The sequence below is a fragment of the Epilithonimonas sp. genome (genome assembly GCF_032055105.1).
In the GTDB taxonomy this organism is placed as follows: Bacteria; Bacteroidota; Bacteroidia; order Flavobacteriales; family Weeksellaceae; genus Epilithonimonas.
Genome location: NZ_DAMBRK010000002.1, coordinates 43,537 through 60,771, shown reverse-complemented (window position 1 = coordinate 60,771; position 17,235 = coordinate 43,537). Strand labels below are relative to the sequence as shown.

General features: G+C 34.3%; 16 protein-coding genes. 12 read left to right on the top strand and 4 right to left on the bottom strand.

Features of this window, described 5'->3' with window-relative positions; translation table 11 throughout:
- Positions 1 to 47: 47 nt before the first annotated feature.
- Complete coding sequence (locus RTY06_RS01715; RefSeq protein WP_312822362.1) at positions 48 to 950, bottom strand: GLPGLI family protein; 903 nt, start codon at positions 948 to 950, stop codon at positions 48 to 50.
- Between the two features lie 54 nt (positions 951 to 1,004).
- Complete coding sequence (locus RTY06_RS01710; RefSeq protein ID WP_312822361.1) at positions 1,005 to 1,757, bottom strand: DUF2520 domain-containing protein; 753 nt, start codon at positions 1,755 to 1,757, stop codon at positions 1,005 to 1,007.
- Between the two features lie 120 nt (positions 1,758 to 1,877).
- Here RTY06_RS01710 and RTY06_RS01705 point away from each other — a divergent pair, with 120 nt between their 5' ends.
- The 12 genes from RTY06_RS01705 (at position 1,878) to serS (ending at position 14,215) form a co-directional block, all read left to right on the top strand.
- On the top strand, positions 1,878 to 2,435 hold the full coding sequence (locus RTY06_RS01705; RefSeq protein ID WP_312822360.1) for a sigma-70 family RNA polymerase sigma factor: 558 nt from the start codon (positions 1,878 to 1,880) through the stop codon (positions 2,433 to 2,435).
- A gap of 75 nt (positions 2,436 to 2,510) precedes the next feature.
- Positions 2,511 to 3,092 carry a hypothetical protein gene (locus tag RTY06_RS01700; protein ID WP_312822359.1) on the top strand — a complete coding sequence of 194 codons (582 nt, stop codon included), beginning with the start codon at positions 2,511 to 2,513 and terminating at the stop codon, positions 3,090 to 3,092.
- Between the two features lie 18 nt (positions 3,093 to 3,110).
- Complete coding sequence (locus RTY06_RS01695; RefSeq protein WP_312822358.1) at positions 3,111 to 3,719, top strand: hypothetical protein; 609 nt, start codon at positions 3,111 to 3,113, stop codon at positions 3,717 to 3,719.
- 129 nt (positions 3,720 to 3,848) lie between these two features.
- Complete coding sequence (locus tag RTY06_RS01690) at positions 3,849 to 5,996, top strand: SurA N-terminal domain-containing protein (protein WP_312822357.1); 2,148 nt, start codon at positions 3,849 to 3,851, stop codon at positions 5,994 to 5,996.
- A gap of 118 nt (positions 5,997 to 6,114) precedes the next feature.
- Positions 6,115 to 7,065 (top strand): MlaD family protein, encoded by a 951-nt coding sequence (locus RTY06_RS01685; RefSeq protein ID WP_312822356.1) that lies wholly within the window; start codon positions 6,115 to 6,117, stop codon positions 7,063 to 7,065.
- 3 nt (positions 7,066 to 7,068) lie between these two features.
- Positions 7,069 to 8,388: a 4Fe-4S dicluster domain-containing protein gene (locus RTY06_RS01680; protein ID WP_312822355.1), complete on the top strand. Its 1,320-nt coding sequence runs from the start codon at positions 7,069 to 7,071 to the stop codon at positions 8,386 to 8,388.
- A gap of 79 nt (positions 8,389 to 8,467) precedes the next feature.
- Positions 8,468 to 9,253 (top strand): (Fe-S)-binding protein, encoded by a 786-nt coding sequence (locus RTY06_RS01675; RefSeq protein ID WP_312822353.1) that lies wholly within the window; start codon positions 8,468 to 8,470, stop codon positions 9,251 to 9,253.
- Between the two features lie 156 nt (positions 9,254 to 9,409).
- A complete protein-coding gene (locus RTY06_RS01670) occupies positions 9,410 to 9,898 on the top strand; it encodes a hypothetical protein (RefSeq protein ID WP_116035293.1) in 489 nt (162 codons plus the stop codon).
- A gap of 42 nt (positions 9,899 to 9,940) precedes the next feature.
- Positions 9,941 to 11,053: a glycosyltransferase gene (locus tag RTY06_RS01665; protein ID WP_312822350.1), complete on the top strand. Its 1,113-nt coding sequence runs from the start codon at positions 9,941 to 9,943 to the stop codon at positions 11,051 to 11,053.
- 49 nt (positions 11,054 to 11,102) lie between these two features.
- On the top strand, positions 11,103 to 12,347 hold the full coding sequence (locus RTY06_RS01660; protein WP_312822348.1) for an oligosaccharide flippase family protein: 1,245 nt from the start codon (positions 11,103 to 11,105) through the stop codon (positions 12,345 to 12,347).
- Between the two features lie 15 nt (positions 12,348 to 12,362).
- Positions 12,363 to 12,869, top strand: a complete 507-nt coding sequence (locus tag RTY06_RS01655; RefSeq protein WP_312822346.1) for a hypothetical protein — start codon at positions 12,363 to 12,365, stop codon at positions 12,867 to 12,869.
- Positions 12,870 to 12,946: 77 nt separating this feature from the next.
- A complete protein-coding gene (serS, locus tag RTY06_RS01650; protein ID WP_312822344.1) occupies positions 12,947 to 14,215 on the top strand; it encodes a serine--tRNA ligase in 1,269 nt (422 codons plus the stop codon).
- Between the two features lie 182 nt (positions 14,216 to 14,397).
- Here the strand turns inward: serS and RTY06_RS01645 are convergent, their stop codons facing one another.
- Together RTY06_RS01645 and ruvC are read right to left on the bottom strand one after the other, a co-directional pair.
- A complete protein-coding gene (locus RTY06_RS01645) occupies positions 14,398 to 16,524 on the bottom strand; it encodes a helix-turn-helix domain-containing protein (protein ID WP_312822343.1) in 2,127 nt (708 codons plus the stop codon).
- Between the two features lie 122 nt (positions 16,525 to 16,646).
- Positions 16,647 to 17,201: a crossover junction endodeoxyribonuclease RuvC gene (ruvC, locus tag RTY06_RS01640; RefSeq protein WP_312822342.1), complete on the bottom strand. Its 555-nt coding sequence runs from the start codon at positions 17,199 to 17,201 to the stop codon at positions 16,647 to 16,649.
- Positions 17,202 to 17,235 lie beyond the last annotated feature (34 nt).

The window sequence follows — 17,235 nt, the reverse complement described above, 5'->3', positions numbered from 1 at the left end:
AGAGAAAAGTCATAAAAAAAACCGGAAACTAATTTCCGGTTTTATATTTATTTTTTCTTTTTCTCTGCGACTGGTACGATTTCTATAGGATTGTCATTAGCATCATAAAAATCTTTTAGCATTTTTTCTTGTTTTTTTACCATTTCTCCAATTGTAGAGTCGCTTCCAGGTAATTTTTGCGACATCATTTCTGGTTTCAACATTGGGCGGATGGTTGCAAAAGGATCTTTTTTGAAATCCGCAATAGTTGTTTCAAATTTTTCTCTGGAAACTTCTACACGTTTTGTATTTCCACCTGGAGATACTTTTTCTATATAAGAAAGTTCTTCAAAATTGTCTACTTTTTTATTTCCCTTCAGTTCCCAAGAATAGTTTTTCCCTTCATCTTCAATTTTAACAATCAAACCAGGCAATCCATAGAATTTATATGGCCCATCTTGAAAAGGAAGGTCTGTTGAAAACCAAGCATTCCATTTTCTCCCTCCAAATTCGGTAGTCGCTTTCTGGGTATTATAAGTTCCAATTTTTTCTTTATCAGAAGTGATATTCCAATTGAATTTGATATTGTCAACATAACCCAATTTCATAGGTGTCATCCCGTTTTGAAGTCCTTCTTCAAAAATAACTTTCATATCTGGATAGACTTTTTCAACTTTATACGCAAACTTCGGCATTTTCATAGACTTGGACATATCTTTGAAAACACCCGCTTTCTGCATTTCTTCTACTTGAACTTTGATGATAGAATCCTGAGCGACCCAAGTAAAATCTCTGTAAAGTGATTTATCTTTAGTAATGTCCAGAGTTGTCATTACTGTTTCAATTTTTGCCGAATCTTTTTTCGGTTTGAAAGTTAATTCGTAGAAAAATCGATTGGATGATGTTTGTGCGGAAATCATTAAGCCTAATAATAACAAAGGAAGAATGACTAATTTTTTGAGAGATTTCATATTTTTATTTTCTTGTTTCTAAATAATTAGTGCAAGATATTCGAAAATGTTACACTAAATATTATACATTTTTTTAATTGACTCATTCATCAGTTGATAAATTTTTAAATGTTCATCATCTTTGATAAGTTCTTCGTGAAGTTTTAAAATTCTTTCATCACCTCTAACTGCAGGTCCGGTTTGAGCAGATTTTGGTTCTAAGTGATGAATTTTCTCAACAGTTTCATCAATCAAAGGAATAAAATATTTGAAAGGTAAATCCTGAGAATCTGATATTTCCTTTGCTCTTGCAAATAAATGATTCACGAAGTTGCAAGCGAAAACGGCCGTTAAATGAATGTATTTTCTTCTTTCGTAATCGGAAGTTTCAACGTTTTCTGAAACGATAGAAGCTAATTCGAATAAAGATTTTTCATCAATCTGATTTTCTGCTTCTATGAAAAAAGGAATTTTTGAATAATTGAGATTTTTAGTTTTCGAGAAAGTCTGCAAAGGATAAAAACTTGCTTTTCTATAATTACCTTTCAAAATTTCCATCGGAAGTGAACCGGAAGTATGCGCCACCAAAGCATCTTCTTTTGTAATTAATTCCGAAACTTGTTCAACAGAAGAATCGGAAACGGAAATCAGATAGAAGTCTGCATCTTCCAATTTTTTTGCAGAAAAAGGAATGTTGAATTCTTCTGAAATTTTTTTTAATTCAATTTCATTCCGCCCAAAAATCTGATGAACTTCGATATTATTTTGAGTAAAAGCTTTCGCGAGGTGATAAGCGACGTTTCCAGAGCCGATGATAACTGTTTTCATAAAACAAAGATAAAGTTTTGATTAATCTTGAAATAGTTACGTTTAATATAAATTCAAAGAAAATTCAAAAAAAAATTTAACTTTGATCTTATTTTTTAATCAAAACAACGAAACATCTTAATGAAGCTCAAGGATGAGGAAATTGTAAAGCTTTTATCTGCACCTCAAACTGTAGAGAAAGGTTTGCGTGCGATGATGGATGCTTATCAGAGCCGTCTCTATTGGCATATCAGGCGACTGATTGTTGACCACGACCTCGCTCAGGATGTTTTACAGGATACATTTATCAAGGCGTATCAGAATATTCACCAGTTCAAGAGTGATAGCAAATTGTACACTTGGCTCTACAGAATTGCAACCAACGAATCTTTGCAACAACTCAACAAAATGAACCGGATGAAAAAAACAGACGAAGATGCTGAATATTATATGCAGAATCTAGTCGCTGATAATGCTGGAAAGGATGCGGAAGAAATCCAGATTCTACTACAGAAAGCAATCCAAACATTGCCGGAAAAGCAGAAATTGGTTTTCAATATGCGGTATTATGATGATTTGCCTTATGAGGAAATTTCGAAGATTCTGGATATGTCAGTCGGAACTTTGAAGACTAATTATCATTATGCCAAAGATAAAGTTGAGCAATATATAAAGGACAATTACTCGGAAGAGTTTTAAAAATAATAAGAGAAGAAATAGTTATGAAACGTTTTTGACGTTGCATTTGACAAATGAAAAATTAAATAAGAGTAAATGAAAATTGATATAGAAAAACTGAACAGAAAAAATCCTTATCCGGAACCTTCGGATGAGTTTTTCAAGATGCTTCAGGATAATGTGATTTCGAAAACAATTGGAGAGAAAAATCCTGTTGTTCAGAAAGAAGCAAAAGTTTTCTCTCTGAATTTTAAATGGGTTGCTGCCGCAGCAGTTGTTATGATTGCTGGGATTACTGCATTTTTAGGACTTAATGATAATCCTGAAATGCAAATGGCTCAACAAAAGCCAATTGTTGACAGTGTTTACGAAATCCATTCTACAGAACAAAAATCTACAAGTGCAATGGCTGATAATAATACGGTTTCAAATCCATCTCAATCTGTTGAACATAAAGTTGAACATTTGAAATTGCATCCGGCTATTGCTAATTTGTCAAAGTCTGATAATCGTAAAAATAATAGATTTGATAATACAGACAGACAAGATTATGCAGTAGATGCGAAAAAGAAAACTGAATCGGAAGTTGAAAAGGTTCTTGCAGCTTTCACACCTGATCAGATAAAAGATATTGATAGAAATAGCGAACAAGATGTTTATCTTGACCTTTATAATTAATAACAAAATATTAGAGAGATGAAAAAATTGTTATTGACTATTCTGATTGCAGGATTATTTTCTGCACATACGGTAAGAGGACAAGAACGTAGAGCTGGGAATACAGCTACAACTCAACGAAGTAATACCAATTCTGCTTTAAGAAGTGGTTCTGCGTCATCTTTATCTCCATCCGGAACTTATCAAAGACAAACTACTACAACTATTCCTAGAGCATCTGAATGGAGGACGATGAATATGGATGAAAAAAGATCTGCGGTTAGCAATATGTCCGTGAAAGAACGTTCTGTTTTTCTTCAAAAAATGAAAGAGAATATAGCTATTGATGACCTCAATATCCCAGCAGACAAACAAGATGAATTTAAAAGTCTCTTTGCGGAGTATCAGAGCAATCAGAAACAGATAAAGGAAAAATTTCATTCTGATAAGAATTTTGAAAAACTATCAGATGAGGAAGCAACCAATAGACTGAATCAGAGTTTTGATGTTGGTCAGCAATTGCTTAATAATAGAAAGATTTATGCGGATAAATTTTTAAAAATTCTTACACCTCAACAAGTTTTGAAGCTTTTCCAAAATGAGGGAAAAATGCGAGACAAAATACTTGATAAGAAAAACGATAAATAGATTAACGAACCTCTAATTTTTAGAGGTTTTTTTTATTTTATCTTTCACATTTGCAATTGTCTGCAAATAATTTTCCTATTATGTTAAAAATATGTATTTTCGCACACTATTATAAACATATAACATAAAATGGCAATTTTAGGTGAAATTAGAAAAAGGTCTTGGCTACTATTAGGTGTAATAGCACTAGGATTGGTATCATTTCTTTTCAATGCGGATACTTTTGATAAGATGTTTTCAAAGAATCCGAACGTTTTTGGTAAGGTAAATGGTGAAGATATTACCAGAGACGAGTTCAACGACCAGCTTTTCATAATGCAACAACAGGCTCAGCAACAAGGTCAACCTACAAAAGGTCTTGAAGAGCAAGCTTGGCAGATTCTTGTACAATCAAAATTGATTAAACAACAATTTGAAAAAATGGGACTTAAGTTGACAGACGATATCTTCTGGAGCCAATTACAATATGATCCTATTTTTGCACAGAATCAACAATATTTTGATGAGAAAGGAAACTTCAAACTTCAGGAAATTAAATCTGAGATAGAAAAATCTCAGGCTACGAATCCTGAAAATTATAATTTCTGGTTGAAAAACAGAAAAGCAATCGAGTACAGAATGATGGCGAGAATGCTTTTTGGTAACATCACGTCTGGAATTACTACAAGCAAAAAAGAAGCGGAATTGATGATCAAATTCCGTGATGAGATGGCAAACATCGATTTTGTGAAAGTTGATTATTTAGAGTTTTCTAAGAAAAATGATGTAAAAGTGACTACTCAGGATCTTGCAGATTATATCAAGTTACATCCTACAAGATTCAAAGCGACTGCAAGCAGGAATTTGGCATATGCTTATTTCCCAGCTACACCAAGTGCTCAGGATGATGCAGCAACTTTGAACGAGTTGAACAAACTTTACCTTAAAGGAACAGACGCTTCTGGCGGAACTGAAAACTTCCAGAATACAAAGAACGATTCTATGTTTGTAGAGCTTAATTCTGATGTGCCATTTATTCCTCAATACGTAACACCTTCCCAATTGCCAACGGAAATTAAAGATAAAGTTGCTACAGCTACTATCGGTCAAGCTTTTGGACCATATAAAGAACAGAATCTTTATGTTGTTTCTAAAGTTTTGGATAAGCAGATGAAGCCTTCAGATTCAGTTAGTTCAAGTCATATTTTGATTGCTTACAAAGGAGCAGAAAGATCATCTGCGACAAGAACTAAAGAAGAAGCAAAAGTTTTGGCGGATAAAATTTTAGCAGAAGTTAAAGCCAATCCAGCAAAATTTGAAGAAGATTTGAAGCAGTCAGATGAACCAAATGCTGTTGAAAGAAAAGGAAGTGTGGGTTGGACGACGCCTTCTTCTCCTTTTGCACCAGGATATCTTAGCTTTTTAGCTTCGCACAGAAAAGGTGATATTGGTTTAGCTGAAACCAATTTTGGTTTTCACATTATTAGAGTTGACGAAAGACCAGAAGCTTTAAAATATAAAATTGCTCACTTAGCTAAAAACATCAAAGCTTCTGATAAAACAGAAAATCAAGTGTTGACTCAAGCTACAAGATTTATCCAGCAAACAGAAGGTAAAACTTTTAATCAGTTCAAAACTCTTGCTGAGAAAAATAAATATCAATTCCAAAATCCTAAAACTGTAGGCCGTTTCCAAGGAACACTTCCAGGAATTGGAACGGATAAAGATGCTGATGTTATTGCTTGGGCATTTGACAAAAAGAGAAATATTGGAGATACAGATATCTTTACAGTAGAAGGAACTGGTGATAGAATCGTAGCTTATGTTGTAGGAAAACAAGATGAAGGTCTTGCAGATCCAGAAACTGTAAGAGATCAAATCGAGCCAATTGTTAAAAATAAAGTTCTTGCTAAGAAAATCATTGAGAAAATCAATGCTGGAAAATATACTTCTCTAGATCAAGCTGCAAAAGGTCTTGGCGTAACTAAGGCTAGTGCAACAGTTAATCTATTCAATCCGAGTGTAAATGGCGCAATGGAACCAAAAGTTGCTGGAGCTGCATTCGGAAACGGAGTTAACAAACTGTCTCAACCAGTTGAAGGTATGACAGGAGTTTATCTTATAGTTAAGAAATCTGTGACGACAAACAAATTGCCAGGAGATATCAAGCAGATTACAGAATCTATTACTCAACAAGCTTCTCAGCAGTTTACAGGAGCGTTTTTGAAGAGTCTTCAGGATAATGCAAAAATCAAAGATTTCAGAATTGAAGTTTGGGACAGAAATCCTCAACAATAATTCTTAATTAAATATCAGAATAAGCAAAAGCGGCATAATTGTCGCTTTTGTTGTTTTTATTTATATCAATTATAAATCCAATATTCATATATTTGCTAATTAGTTAAAACAAAAAAACGTGAAGTTAAGTAAAGAATTAAAAACAGGGCTGATAGCTATTTTTGCGATTGTCAGTTTTGTTGTTCTATATCAATTTATGAAAGGTAAAAACCTTTTTACAACAGATAATGTGTTCTATATAAAATATGATAATGTAGAAGGACTTTCGGTTTCTAATCCAGTTTCTATCAACGGACTGAAAGTAGGTCAAGTAGATGAAATAAAACCAATCACCAATGGAGGGAAATTACATTTTGTCGTAAAATTGACAGTAGATGATAAATACGAATTTTCTAAAAACTCTACAGTCGAGATTTTTGAACCAGGATTGATGTCTGGAAAAGAAATGAAAATTAATCTTTTTTATGGTGGAGAAACTGCAAAAGATGGAGATACTTTGAAAGGTAATTATCAATTATCTATGCTCAATAATCTTTCTTCTCAGGTAGGCCCAGTGAAAGATCAATTACAAAGCGTTTTGAAAAGAGTGGATTCTTTGACAAACAATGCCAATAAAATGTTTGATGATCGTAATCGTGCTGAGATTGCAATGTTACTGAAAAGCCTAAACCATACGATTGCTTCTTATGATCGTACTTCTCAAGGAATCAATTCGCTTTTGTCTAATAACGATCCTCGTTTGCAAAAAGTATTGGACAATGCTAACCAGACTATGATCTCTGCAAACTCTGCAGTTGATAAATATGGTAACCTTGCACAAAGCATTGATACTAAAAAACTGAATGAAACTATCGCTAATCTTGATGCTACAGTTTCTAGCTTGAATACCGTTATTTCCAGCATACAAAAAGGCGAGGGAACACTTGGTAAAGTGATGAAAGATGAACAACTTTACAACAATCTAGAACAAACATCCAAAAATCTGAATGAATTGATTTTAGATTTAAAAGCTAATCCGAAACGTTACATCAACTTCTCGGTTTTTGGTAAGAACTCAGATAAAAAATAAACTATGCAATATATTGATAATGCTGTTTTTCTAATTCTTTTAATTGCTGGTTTCGGGCTGTTTTTTAAAAGTCTGAAAGAGATCTATCGCAATATCAAATTAGGAAAAGAAATCAACAGAACCGATAGAAAATCGGAACGCTGGGCAATTATGACCAGAGTCGCTCTCGGACAAAGCAAAATGGTAAAACGTCCTATTGCCGGAGTTTTGCATATTTTTGTTTATGTTGGTTTTGTAATTATCAATATTGAGTTATTAGAAATTATTATCGATGGAATCTTCGGGACACATCGGTTTTTACAAAGCATTTTAGGGAGTTCTTTCTATGCATTTTTCACATCGATTTTAGAAGTTCTAGCGGCTTTGGTAGTTTTCGCTGTAGTTGTGTTTTTCATCAGAAGAAATTTCTACGGTGTCAAAAGATTGACAATGAAAGAATTGTTTGGCTGGCCAAAACAAGATGCCAACTGGATTCTGATTATAGAATTTGCTTTAATGGTCGCTTTCTTCACAATGAATGGAGCGGATTATTATGCTGATGCCAATCGCTTTGATTCTAATTTTCCAATCTCAAAACATCTATTTCCTTTCTTTGGAAATTTCAGTTTAGAAACACTTCATATTATAGAAAAATCAGCTTGGTGGTTTCACTTTGTTGGGATTTTGTTCTTTATGAATTACCTTTATTATTCTAAGCATTTGCATATTATTTTAGCTTTTGCAAATACATGGTTTGCTAATCTTGAGAAAAAAGGAAAATTCAATAATTTGGATTCTGTAACGAAGGAAATCAAATTGATGATGGATCCTAATGCTGATCCTTACGCAGCTCCAGCAGAAGGTGAGGCAGAAGTTCCTTCAAAATTCGGTGCGGAAGATATTTTTGATCTCAATCAGCATCAATTGATGAGTGCGTATTCTTGTACAGAGTGTGGAAGATGTACATCATCTTGCCCGGCAAATATTACAGGAAAGAAATTGTCTCCGAGATTGATTATGATGAAAACCAGAGATCGTCTGGAAGAAGTTGGAAGAAATATCAACAAGAACGGTGGTAAGTTTGTTGATGATGGCAAAAAATTATTAAACGATTACATTACCAAAGAAGAACTTTGGGCTTGCACAACTTGTAATGCTTGTGTAGAGGCTTGTCCGGTTCTGATTGATCCTTTGTCAATTATTTTTGAAATGAGGAGATTCTTGGTAATGGAACAATCTGCAGCGCCTACAGAATTAAACTTGATGATGACAAACGTTGAAAATAATGCTGCACCTTGGCAATATAATCAAGCTGACAGACTGAATTGGGCTAATGATAATTAATCTAACAATGTAAAAAATGTAACAATGTAACAAAGATTGGTAAATTGTTCCACTGTTATATTGGTAAATTGAAACTAATATGGATTTCACTATAAAAACAATGGCAGAATATGCAATGGAAGGCAAATCTCCCGAGGTTCTCTTTTGGGTTGGTTGTGCCGGAAGTTTCGACGATCGTGCGAAAAAAATCACGCGTGCATTCTGCAAAATCCTTAATAAAATCAATGTAGAATTTGCTGTTCTGGGACAGGAAGAATCTTGTACTGGTGATCCTGCAAAACGTGCCGGAAACGAATTTGTTTTCCAAATGATGGCTTTGACGAATATCGAAGTTTTGAATGCGTACGAAGTCAAAAAAATCGTTACAGCTTGCCCGCATTGTTTCAATACTTTGAAGAATGAATATCCTTGTCTTGGCGGAAATTACGAAGTTTTACATCATACGCAGTTTCTTAAAAACTTGATGAATGAAGGCAGATTGAAAATCGAAGGTGGAAGTTTCAAAGGGAAAAAGATTACTTTCCACGATCCTTGTTATCTAGGAAGAGCGAATGACGAATACGAAGCGCCAAGAATGCTTTTGGAAAAACTAGATGCAGAATTAGTAGAAATGAAACGTTGCAAAACCAACGGCTTATGTTGTGGAGCTGGTGGCGCACAGATGTTCAAAGAACCGGAAAAAGGTAATAAAGACATCAATATAGAAAGAACAGAGGAAGCACTTTCATTCGAGCCAAAAGTGATTGCGACCGGTTGTCCATTTTGTAATACTATGATGACAGATGGTGTAAAACACTTCAACAAAAATACAGAAGTAGAAGTAAAAGATATTGTGGAACTTTTGGCAGAAGCAGAAGATCTTTAAATCATCTTTACAAAAAAAATTAAAGCCTCAGAATTTCTGGGGCTTTTCATTTTACAGATTTAGATAAAAAATCCGTAATTTTATATCTTTAAATTTCAAAAAGAAATCGTCAACAGCGATTCCTTAAGACAAGTAAAAATCAATAAATATCTTCTTATGAAAATCGAAGAATCAAGTATTGTAGAAACGAACGATTATCGTGTCATTATATATCCCGCTTCAAGACCTTTCACAGCTAAAGAAAGCAAAACAATTGCAGAAAAATTGTATGATTTTTTAGGTGGTTGGGCTGCTCACGGAAAAGAATTGTCGTCTTCTTTTAAGATTGAAAAAAATCAGTTTATCATCATCTGTGTAGATGAGGAAAAAGAAGTCGCTTCTGGTTGCAGTATCGATGCACTTGGAAAAATAATGAGAGAACTGGATGCAGAGTTTGACCTTGGATTATTTGACAGAATGAAAGCCAGCTTTGTTGAAAATGGAGAAGTGAAAACTTTAAAATTATCAGACTTCAAAGCTAAAATTAGAAGTGGAGAATTGTCTAAAGATATCGAGGTTTTTGATTTTTCAAAAAATACTTATCTCGATTTCTTGAGTCATTTCTTACAACCTTTTGCAAGAAGTTGGGCTTCTTCAATATCTTAGTCTTGATTAATTCAAGATTCTTATAATTTCAAAAATGTAATTTTGAAAGTACTTTTCATTTCTTCTTGGTTTCCCAATAGATTAGAAACTACGAATGGCAATTTTGTACAACGCCATGCAGAAGCGGTTTCTACTTTGCATGATGTGGAAGTCCTGCATGCAATCGGAGATTTTAATCAAAAGGAAATTTTTGTTTTTGATGATAAGATTATTAATGGAATTAGAACATTGATTATCTATTACAAGAATTCAAAGAATCCAATTCAGAATTTTATTAGAAGGATGAAGGCTTACAAAATGGGATTTGAAAAAATGAGAACTCCAGATATTGTACACGCCAATGTGCTTCACAATAATATGCTTTTTGCAATCTATATTAAACGGAAATATAAGATTCCTTATGTAGTGTCTGAGCATTGGTCTGGTTTTCTGAAAATTAATAGAAGCAAACTTTCTTTTACAAGTTTGTTTATTGCGCGGATTATTGCCAGAAAGGCATCTTGTTTATTGCCTGTAAGTAGAGATCTGAAAGAAGATTTAGAAAAACTAGAACTAGGAAAAAATTTTAAAGTTGTTGGGAATGTAGTAGACACGAAGGTTTTTTATCCCGCAGTCTCTCAGAGGAATATTTTTACATTTCTTCACATATCGAATCTTATCCCGCTTAAAAACCCGGATTTGATGATTGAGGCGGCTATACGACTTAGAAAAGAATATGAAAATTTCGAGTTTCATATTGGCGGAGATGGTGATGTAGCAAGGCTTAATAACATCATTGAAAAGCATAACGCTCAAAGCTTTATTAAAACATTTGGAGAAATTTCCCATAAAGATGTTGCTGAAAAGATGAGAAATAGCGATTGTTTTATCCTCTTCAGTGATTATGAAAATTTGCCTTGTGTGTTGCTTGAATCCATTTCTTCCGGAACTCCTGTGATTGCAACTCGAGTAGGCGGAATTCCGGAAATTGTAAACGAAAACCAAGGGATTCTGATTAATAGATCTACAGAAGAATTATATTTGGCAATGAAAAATATGCTGACTAGAAATCTTAATGTAGATTCTCCTGAACAACTACATCAATACATTTTAGACAATTTTTCGGTTGCAACAGTAGCAAAGGATTTTAGTGAGGTTTACAATAGCGTGTTATAAAATCTGATAATGATTTAAAGAATGATTAAAAGGCATTTATCAAACTAAAATGAAAAGTTTAGAGGATTTTATCAAAGCATTCTTTGCTAATAAGGGACAACATGTTTTTTTGTCATTATTAATAACCAAAATCTGTGCATTTACTGGCTCTCTTTTTATGATTAGGATTCTACCTGAAAAAGAGTTTGGACTATTAAGTATTGTGACTTCTTTTTTTGTGGTTTTTGTCTCTTTTAGCGGGCTTGGTAGTTTTCAAAGCTTGATTAGATTTGGCTCATTGAGTAATTCTGATGAGGAGAAGAAAGAGCTGGCGGAGTATCTTTTGAAGAAAGGTTTTCTTAATCAGGTTATCCTAAGTGTTGTGTTTTTTTTGATTTCGTTTTTATATGTAAGTCATTATTATTACATTTTTTATATTTTCTTTTTTTTTACAATTAGACTGATTGGGTTTTATTTTTTTAGCCACATCCAGGCAGAGCGTCGTATTTATCTGAAGAATGATGAGTTCGCGATGATAAACAACGTTGTTAATATTTCTGGATTAGTCCTTATGGTTGTATTTTCAATCTTTTGGGGATTATATGGTTATTTGATTGCCAATGCTATTGCTCCGTTTTTTTCACTTTTTTGGTATAAGAAATCCAAGAAGCCTACAAAACCATTATTGAGATATAACAAAAAAGAAATCTGGAGTTTTGCTCTGTATGCTTCATTAACAGCGCTATTGTCAGACGTTTTTTTTTCGGCAGATATATTACTATTGAATTTTTTTAAGGACGAATCCGCAGTTGCTAACTATAAAGTTGCATTATTAATTCCTGCAAATATTACTTTTTTAGCCCTATCTTTCATGCAAAGCGATTATCCAGTGTTGGCTAAAAACCACCTTGATAAAAACTTTTTAATCAATTATATAAAGAATTATTATAAGATTTTCATTCCTATATCCATTGTTATATTGATAGTTGGCTGGTTTTTCAACACGATGATACTGAAACTTTTTTTTGGTGCATCTTATTTAGATAATTCAGTAGAATTTTCAATCTTATTAGCAACCTTTTGTGCAAGTATGCTACTTAGGAATTTATATGGAAATATGCTCTCTGCAGTGGGTTTGATGAAACGAAATACATTTTATTCAATCCTTTCACTCATTCTTTTAGCTATTTTCTCTTATTTCTTAGTTCCCAAATTTGGAGTGCTGGGAATGGCAATTTCCTTAGCAGTTACTTTAACGATTATTGGATTTTTAATGATGTTTTCATTTCTTACCTATCTTCGAACTTTGAAATAAAGTATCTTTGTCATAATGAAACTCAAGATATCAATTATATTATCTACCATTTTTCTTTTGCTCTCTTGCCAAAGAGATGAGGGAGAAATACAGGTCATAGATCAAGTTTTAAAGCTTTATATGAGTAGTGCAACTACAGGACAAGACTTACTGAATTCAAATATCGATGGATCCTATTCGGCAGTTGTTTTACAAGATCTTTTAGGGACAAGAGATTTGCAGACAATTTCGGGTTATACATTTCCGAAAGATGCCGATACGGTTGTCTATATGGATTATCCAGCTGGTGCAGTTAGATTAAAAATAGATTCCCTTAGTAATGACGCTCAGCAGACTTATTATTCCAGATTTGTGATTAAGTTGTCAACAGAAGATGCGGTGTTGCCCGATGATTACGATACAATCAGGATAGAGTACACTTCAACACCTTCTCTTTTCCAAATTTCAAAACTTTGGTACAATGATGAGCTGAAATTCACAAAAACGAAAGGGCAACCAAACATTGTCAAAATCGTGAAATAAAATCCTTAAATTTGCAATCGTCAGAGAATTAATATTGATTTTCTGATTATTAAATACTATCAACCAACAACCAAACTATGTTACAGGTTAATTTTTTGCGCGAGAACAAAGAGCGCGTTTTGGAAGGCTTGAAGAAAAGAAACTTCAAGGAATTAGATTTGGTCGATGCAGCGATTAATGCTGACGACGAAAGAAAAAGATTACAGTTTGAGCTAGACTCACAACTTTCCGAAATGAACAGAATCTCCAAAGAAATCGGAATTCTGATGAAAGACGGAAAAAAAGAGGAAGCTGAAGCTGCTAAATCCCAAACGTCGCAATACAAAGAGTCCAGCAAAGAATTACAAAATGAGTTGAATGAAGCTGAGAAAATACTTCTCAATATTTTATATCAAATCCCGAATATTCCATACGAAAAAGTAGTTGCCGGAGTTTCTGCAGATGATAACGAGATTGTTTATGAATCTACAACTGTGGAAGGTCTTGGGGAAGGTGCAATTCCACATTGGGAACTGGCTAAAAAATATAACTTGATTGATTTTGAATTAGGTGTTAAAGTAGCTGGCGCTGGTTTTCCTGTTTATTTTGGGAAAGGTGCACGTTTGCAGAGAGCTTTGGTTCAATATTTCTTGGACAAAAATACAGATGCTGGTTATCAGGAAGTAAACGTTCCACACGTTGTGAACGAAGCTTCTGGTTACGGAACCGGACAATTGCCTGATAAAGAAGGACAAATGTACTACGTTGGCGCAGATGATTTATATCTGATTCCAACGGCAGAAGTTCCAGTGACCAATATCTACAGAGATGTGATTATTGACGAGAAAGATTTGCCAATTAAAAATACAGCTTTTTCTCAGTGTTATAGAAGAGAAGCGGGAAGTTACGGAGCGCACGTGAGAGGTTTGAACAGACTCCATCAATTCGAAAAAGTGGAGATTGTAAGAATCGAGAAACCTGAAAATTCTTATGCTGTTTTGGAAGAAATGGTAGAGCACGTTAAATCTATTTTGGAAGATTTGGAATTGCCTTACAGAATCTTGAGATTGTGCGGGGGTGATACAGGTTTTGCATCAGCAATGACTTATGACTTCGAAGTTTGGAGTGCAGCGCAGGAAAAATGGTTGGAGGTAAGTTCTGTTTCCAATTTTGAAACATTCCAAGCGACACGTTTGAAATGCCGTTATAAAGGCGATGGAAAAACACAATTGGTTCACACGCTAAATGGTTCCGCAATGGCTTTGCCAAGAATTATGGCAGCTTTGTTAGAAAATAACCAAACACCAGACGGAATCAAATTGCCAAAGAAAATCGCAGAATATGCAAGATTTGAATTGATTAATTAATTTGAATTTTAACACTAATATGAAAGTCGCAAATTTTACTTTGCGACTTTTTTTGTTTTATTTAACCAGAATCTTTGTCATTCCGTAGGAGTCTAGATTGCTGAGCGAAGCGCCCTTGCGAACCTTAAAATATTTTCAATATTGAAAAAGAAATCTTTGCGAACTTTGCGTTTAAAATAAAACTATTTCTTCAAATTCAAAAAGTAATTCCAAATCAATCGAATCTCGCCATAATCAAAATCCGAAGGCAAAACAGATTTCCAATCGTTTATATTTTCCTTTGGGTCTGCTTTGAATTGTTTTTCGAAAGCTTCAACTTTACTTTTTGGATAGATTCTCAGAAGGTCGTTTCTGTCTAAGAGATTTTGCTCAGCATATTTTGAAAGATGCCCAAAAATAGTCGAATTTACCAAACCTCTTTCTTTCGCAATCTCAGAAACCGTTTTTCCATTTTGGAATAGTTGGTAAGTCAAAACGTGCGTCGGAACTTTCTTGATGGCCATAGAAACTTCAACATCTTTTTCTTTATCGAATAATGGCGTTTCCAAAAGATAAACCTCTTTCAAATCCTTAAGATAATCTTCGATATCGTCCAACCAGACACGGAAATCTTCGTTGAAAGCTTTCAAACCTTTTACACCTTTGGTTTCGGAATAAAAATCTTTAAGCGGAGAAAATATTTTCTCATTCACATTCGAGAAAAAGAAATTGACAGCACCTTTGGCTTTGACTTCAATCTCAGTCCATTCTTCCTCACCTTGCAAGAATTTCTGAGTTTTCTGAACCAAGATTCTTTCAAACTTTTGGAAAATAGTAATGTAATTTTCAACGTCAGCTTTCAAACAATGATACAGATAATCGGCTTTTTCTTTATCAATGAATTTACTGCTTCTGCTAATCACCATCCAGTTTTCCAAAGCAGACTGAAACCAAACACAATCAATCCTTCTAATGACTTTTTGAATGCTGTAATCGTATTTTTCAGAATTAAGGATTTCCTCAATTTTAGAATTAGCGTGCGTCTCATCCTGAAACTTCGAAACTCGTTTGTCAGAGAAAATAACTTCGGGCGTGATTTTAGATTTAAGGACAATTCCTTCCAAAGTTCGGCACCGCGACAACGCTACATAAACCTGACCTGAAGCGAAACTTTTTCCTGCATCAATAATCAATCTGTCAAAAGTCAAACCTTGACTTTTATGAATCGTAACCGCCCAAGCCAAACGAATCGGAAATTGTTTGAAACTCCCCAAAACTTCCTCCTTGATGTTCTTTTCATCATCCAAAGAATATTTTTTTTGTTCCCAAGTCTCGGCTTTCAAAGTGATTTCTTCTTCGCTTCCGTCAAGAATTACGGAGATTTCATCTTCATCGAGATAAGAGATTTGAGCCAGTTTTCCGTTGTAATATTTTTTATCAGGAGAAGTATCATTTCGGATGAACATAATTTGTGCGCCGACTTTCAGTTCCAGAACTTCATCATTCGGATATTGTGTCTCTTTGAATTCGCCAACAACATCTGCCTTGTAAGAATGTGCTTTTCCGCCAAGTTCTTTAATCTTTTTTTGATTGATGTCGTCCGCCATTTTGTTATGCGAACAGAGATAAACATAAGCTTCATCTTTCGGGTCAAAGTCCGGTTGATATCTTTTGTTCAGAGCTTCGAAGTCAATGTCTTCTGTAATTCCGTCTCTAATCGCATTTAAAATTTCTAGAAAATGTTCATCGGTTTGTCGGTAAACTTTCGTCAATTCTAATGTGATGAAATTACTACCTTCCAAAGCTTTGGCGTGAAAGAAAAACGGCGAAGAATAATACATTGATAAAATGTGTTCGTCCCTCACAACGGGCGGTAACTGATAAAGGTCGCCGATGAACAACATCTGAACACCTCCAAATTTCTGCTGATTTCTGCGAACGTGACGAAGAGAAAAATCCATCATATCCAGAACATCCGCACGCAACATCGAGGCTTCATCAATAATGATAATTTCGATTTCGCGGAGAAGTTTTAGTTTATCTTTTCGGTACTTGAAATGGGGCATCAAGTCGGCAATATTATTCGCCAGATTTTGGTCGATTCTTTCCGTAGTTGGGAGAAAAGTTCTGAGCGGTAAACCAAACATAGAGTGGATTGTAACACCGCCCGCATTGATAGCTGCGATTCCCGTAGGCGCAACTACAATGTGTTTTTTCTTGGTTTTTTTTACAAAATCGTTGAGAAATGTAGTCTTTCCGGTTCCTGCTTTTCCTGTGAGAAAAATGCTTCGATTGGTGTGTTCTACGATTTCAAAAAGAGAGTCATTCATCGATTCAAAGATAGAGAATCAGGAGAGAAGAATCAAGTTTAAAGAGACAAGAAAAAAGAATCATTAAATTTAATGTTAGAACTTAATTTTGCATCTAACATCTAACATCTAACATCTAACATCTATTTAATCCTATCAGGATTCTGTTTAAGAAAACTATCCCAACCAGAATAAGATTTGTCTGTTGAGAGACTTCCGGAATTAAAATGATGACAAACAGCAACCGCCAAACCATCAGATGCGTCAAGATATTTTGTAGGAAATTCTTTCAGTTTTAAAAGGTTTTGAAGCATTCCTGCGACTTGTTCTTTGCTGGCATTTCCGTTTCCGGTGATGGCCATTTTAATTTTCTTTGGAGAATATTCTATGATGGGAATATTTCTGTGGAGACTTGCAGCCATTGCAACACCTTGAGCTCGCCCAAGCTTTAACATACTTTGAACATTCTTTCCAAAAAATGGCGCTTCCAAAGCGGTTTCATCCGGATGATATTCATCAATCAAAGCTAAAGTTTTATCAAAAATGACTTTTAGTTTGGTTTCGTGATTTTCGTATTTTTTAAGGATTAATTCGTGGATGGCAATCAGCTCCATTTTACTTCCTTTTACAGAAATAATTCCAAATCCCATTACTGCAGTTCCTGGGTCAATTCCTAAAATTACTTTTTCCACTACCATATCAGCAAAATTACAATTATTATCGAGATGTTTT

What these genes read in the sequence shown, in the direction of transcription:
- RTY06_RS01670 (WP_116035293.1), top strand. Translation starts at nt 9,410, where the DNA reads ATGAAAATCGAAGAATCAAGTATTGTAGAAACGAACGATTATCGTGTC.
- RTY06_RS01705 (WP_312822360.1), top strand. Translation starts at nt 1,878, where the DNA reads ATGAAGCTCAAGGATGAGGAAATTGTAAAGCTTTTATCTGCACCTCAA.
- RTY06_RS01695 (WP_312822358.1), top strand. Translation starts at nt 3,111, where the DNA reads ATGAAAAAATTGTTATTGACTATTCTGATTGCAGGATTATTTTCTGCA.
- serS (WP_312822344.1), top strand. Translation starts at nt 12,947, where the DNA reads ATGTTACAGGTTAATTTTTTGCGCGAGAACAAAGAGCGCGTTTTGGAA.
- RTY06_RS01710 (WP_312822361.1), bottom strand. Translation starts at nt 1,757, where the DNA reads ATGAAAACAGTTATCATCGGCTCTGGAAACGTCGCTTATCACCTCGCG.
- RTY06_RS01680 (WP_312822355.1), top strand. Translation starts at nt 7,069, where the DNA reads ATGCAATATATTGATAATGCTGTTTTTCTAATTCTTTTAATTGCTGGT.
- ruvC (WP_312822342.1), bottom strand. Translation starts at nt 17,201, where the DNA reads ATGGTAGTGGAAAAAGTAATTTTAGGAATTGACCCAGGAACTGCAGTA.
- RTY06_RS01715 (WP_312822362.1), bottom strand. Translation starts at nt 950, where the DNA reads ATGAAATCTCTCAAAAAATTAGTCATTCTTCCTTTGTTATTATTAGGC.
- RTY06_RS01700 (WP_312822359.1), top strand. Translation starts at nt 2,511, where the DNA reads ATGAAAATTGATATAGAAAAACTGAACAGAAAAAATCCTTATCCGGAA.
- RTY06_RS01645 (WP_312822343.1), bottom strand. Translation starts at nt 16,524, where the DNA reads ATGAATGACTCTCTTTTTGAAATCGTAGAACACACCAATCGAAGCATT.
- RTY06_RS01690 (WP_312822357.1), top strand. Translation starts at nt 3,849, where the DNA reads ATGGCAATTTTAGGTGAAATTAGAAAAAGGTCTTGGCTACTATTAGGT.
- RTY06_RS01655 (WP_312822346.1), top strand. Translation starts at nt 12,363, where the DNA reads ATGAAACTCAAGATATCAATTATATTATCTACCATTTTTCTTTTGCTC.
- RTY06_RS01675 (WP_312822353.1), top strand. Translation starts at nt 8,468, where the DNA reads ATGGATTTCACTATAAAAACAATGGCAGAATATGCAATGGAAGGCAAA.
- RTY06_RS01660 (WP_312822348.1), top strand. Translation starts at nt 11,103, where the DNA reads ATGAAAAGTTTAGAGGATTTTATCAAAGCATTCTTTGCTAATAAGGGA.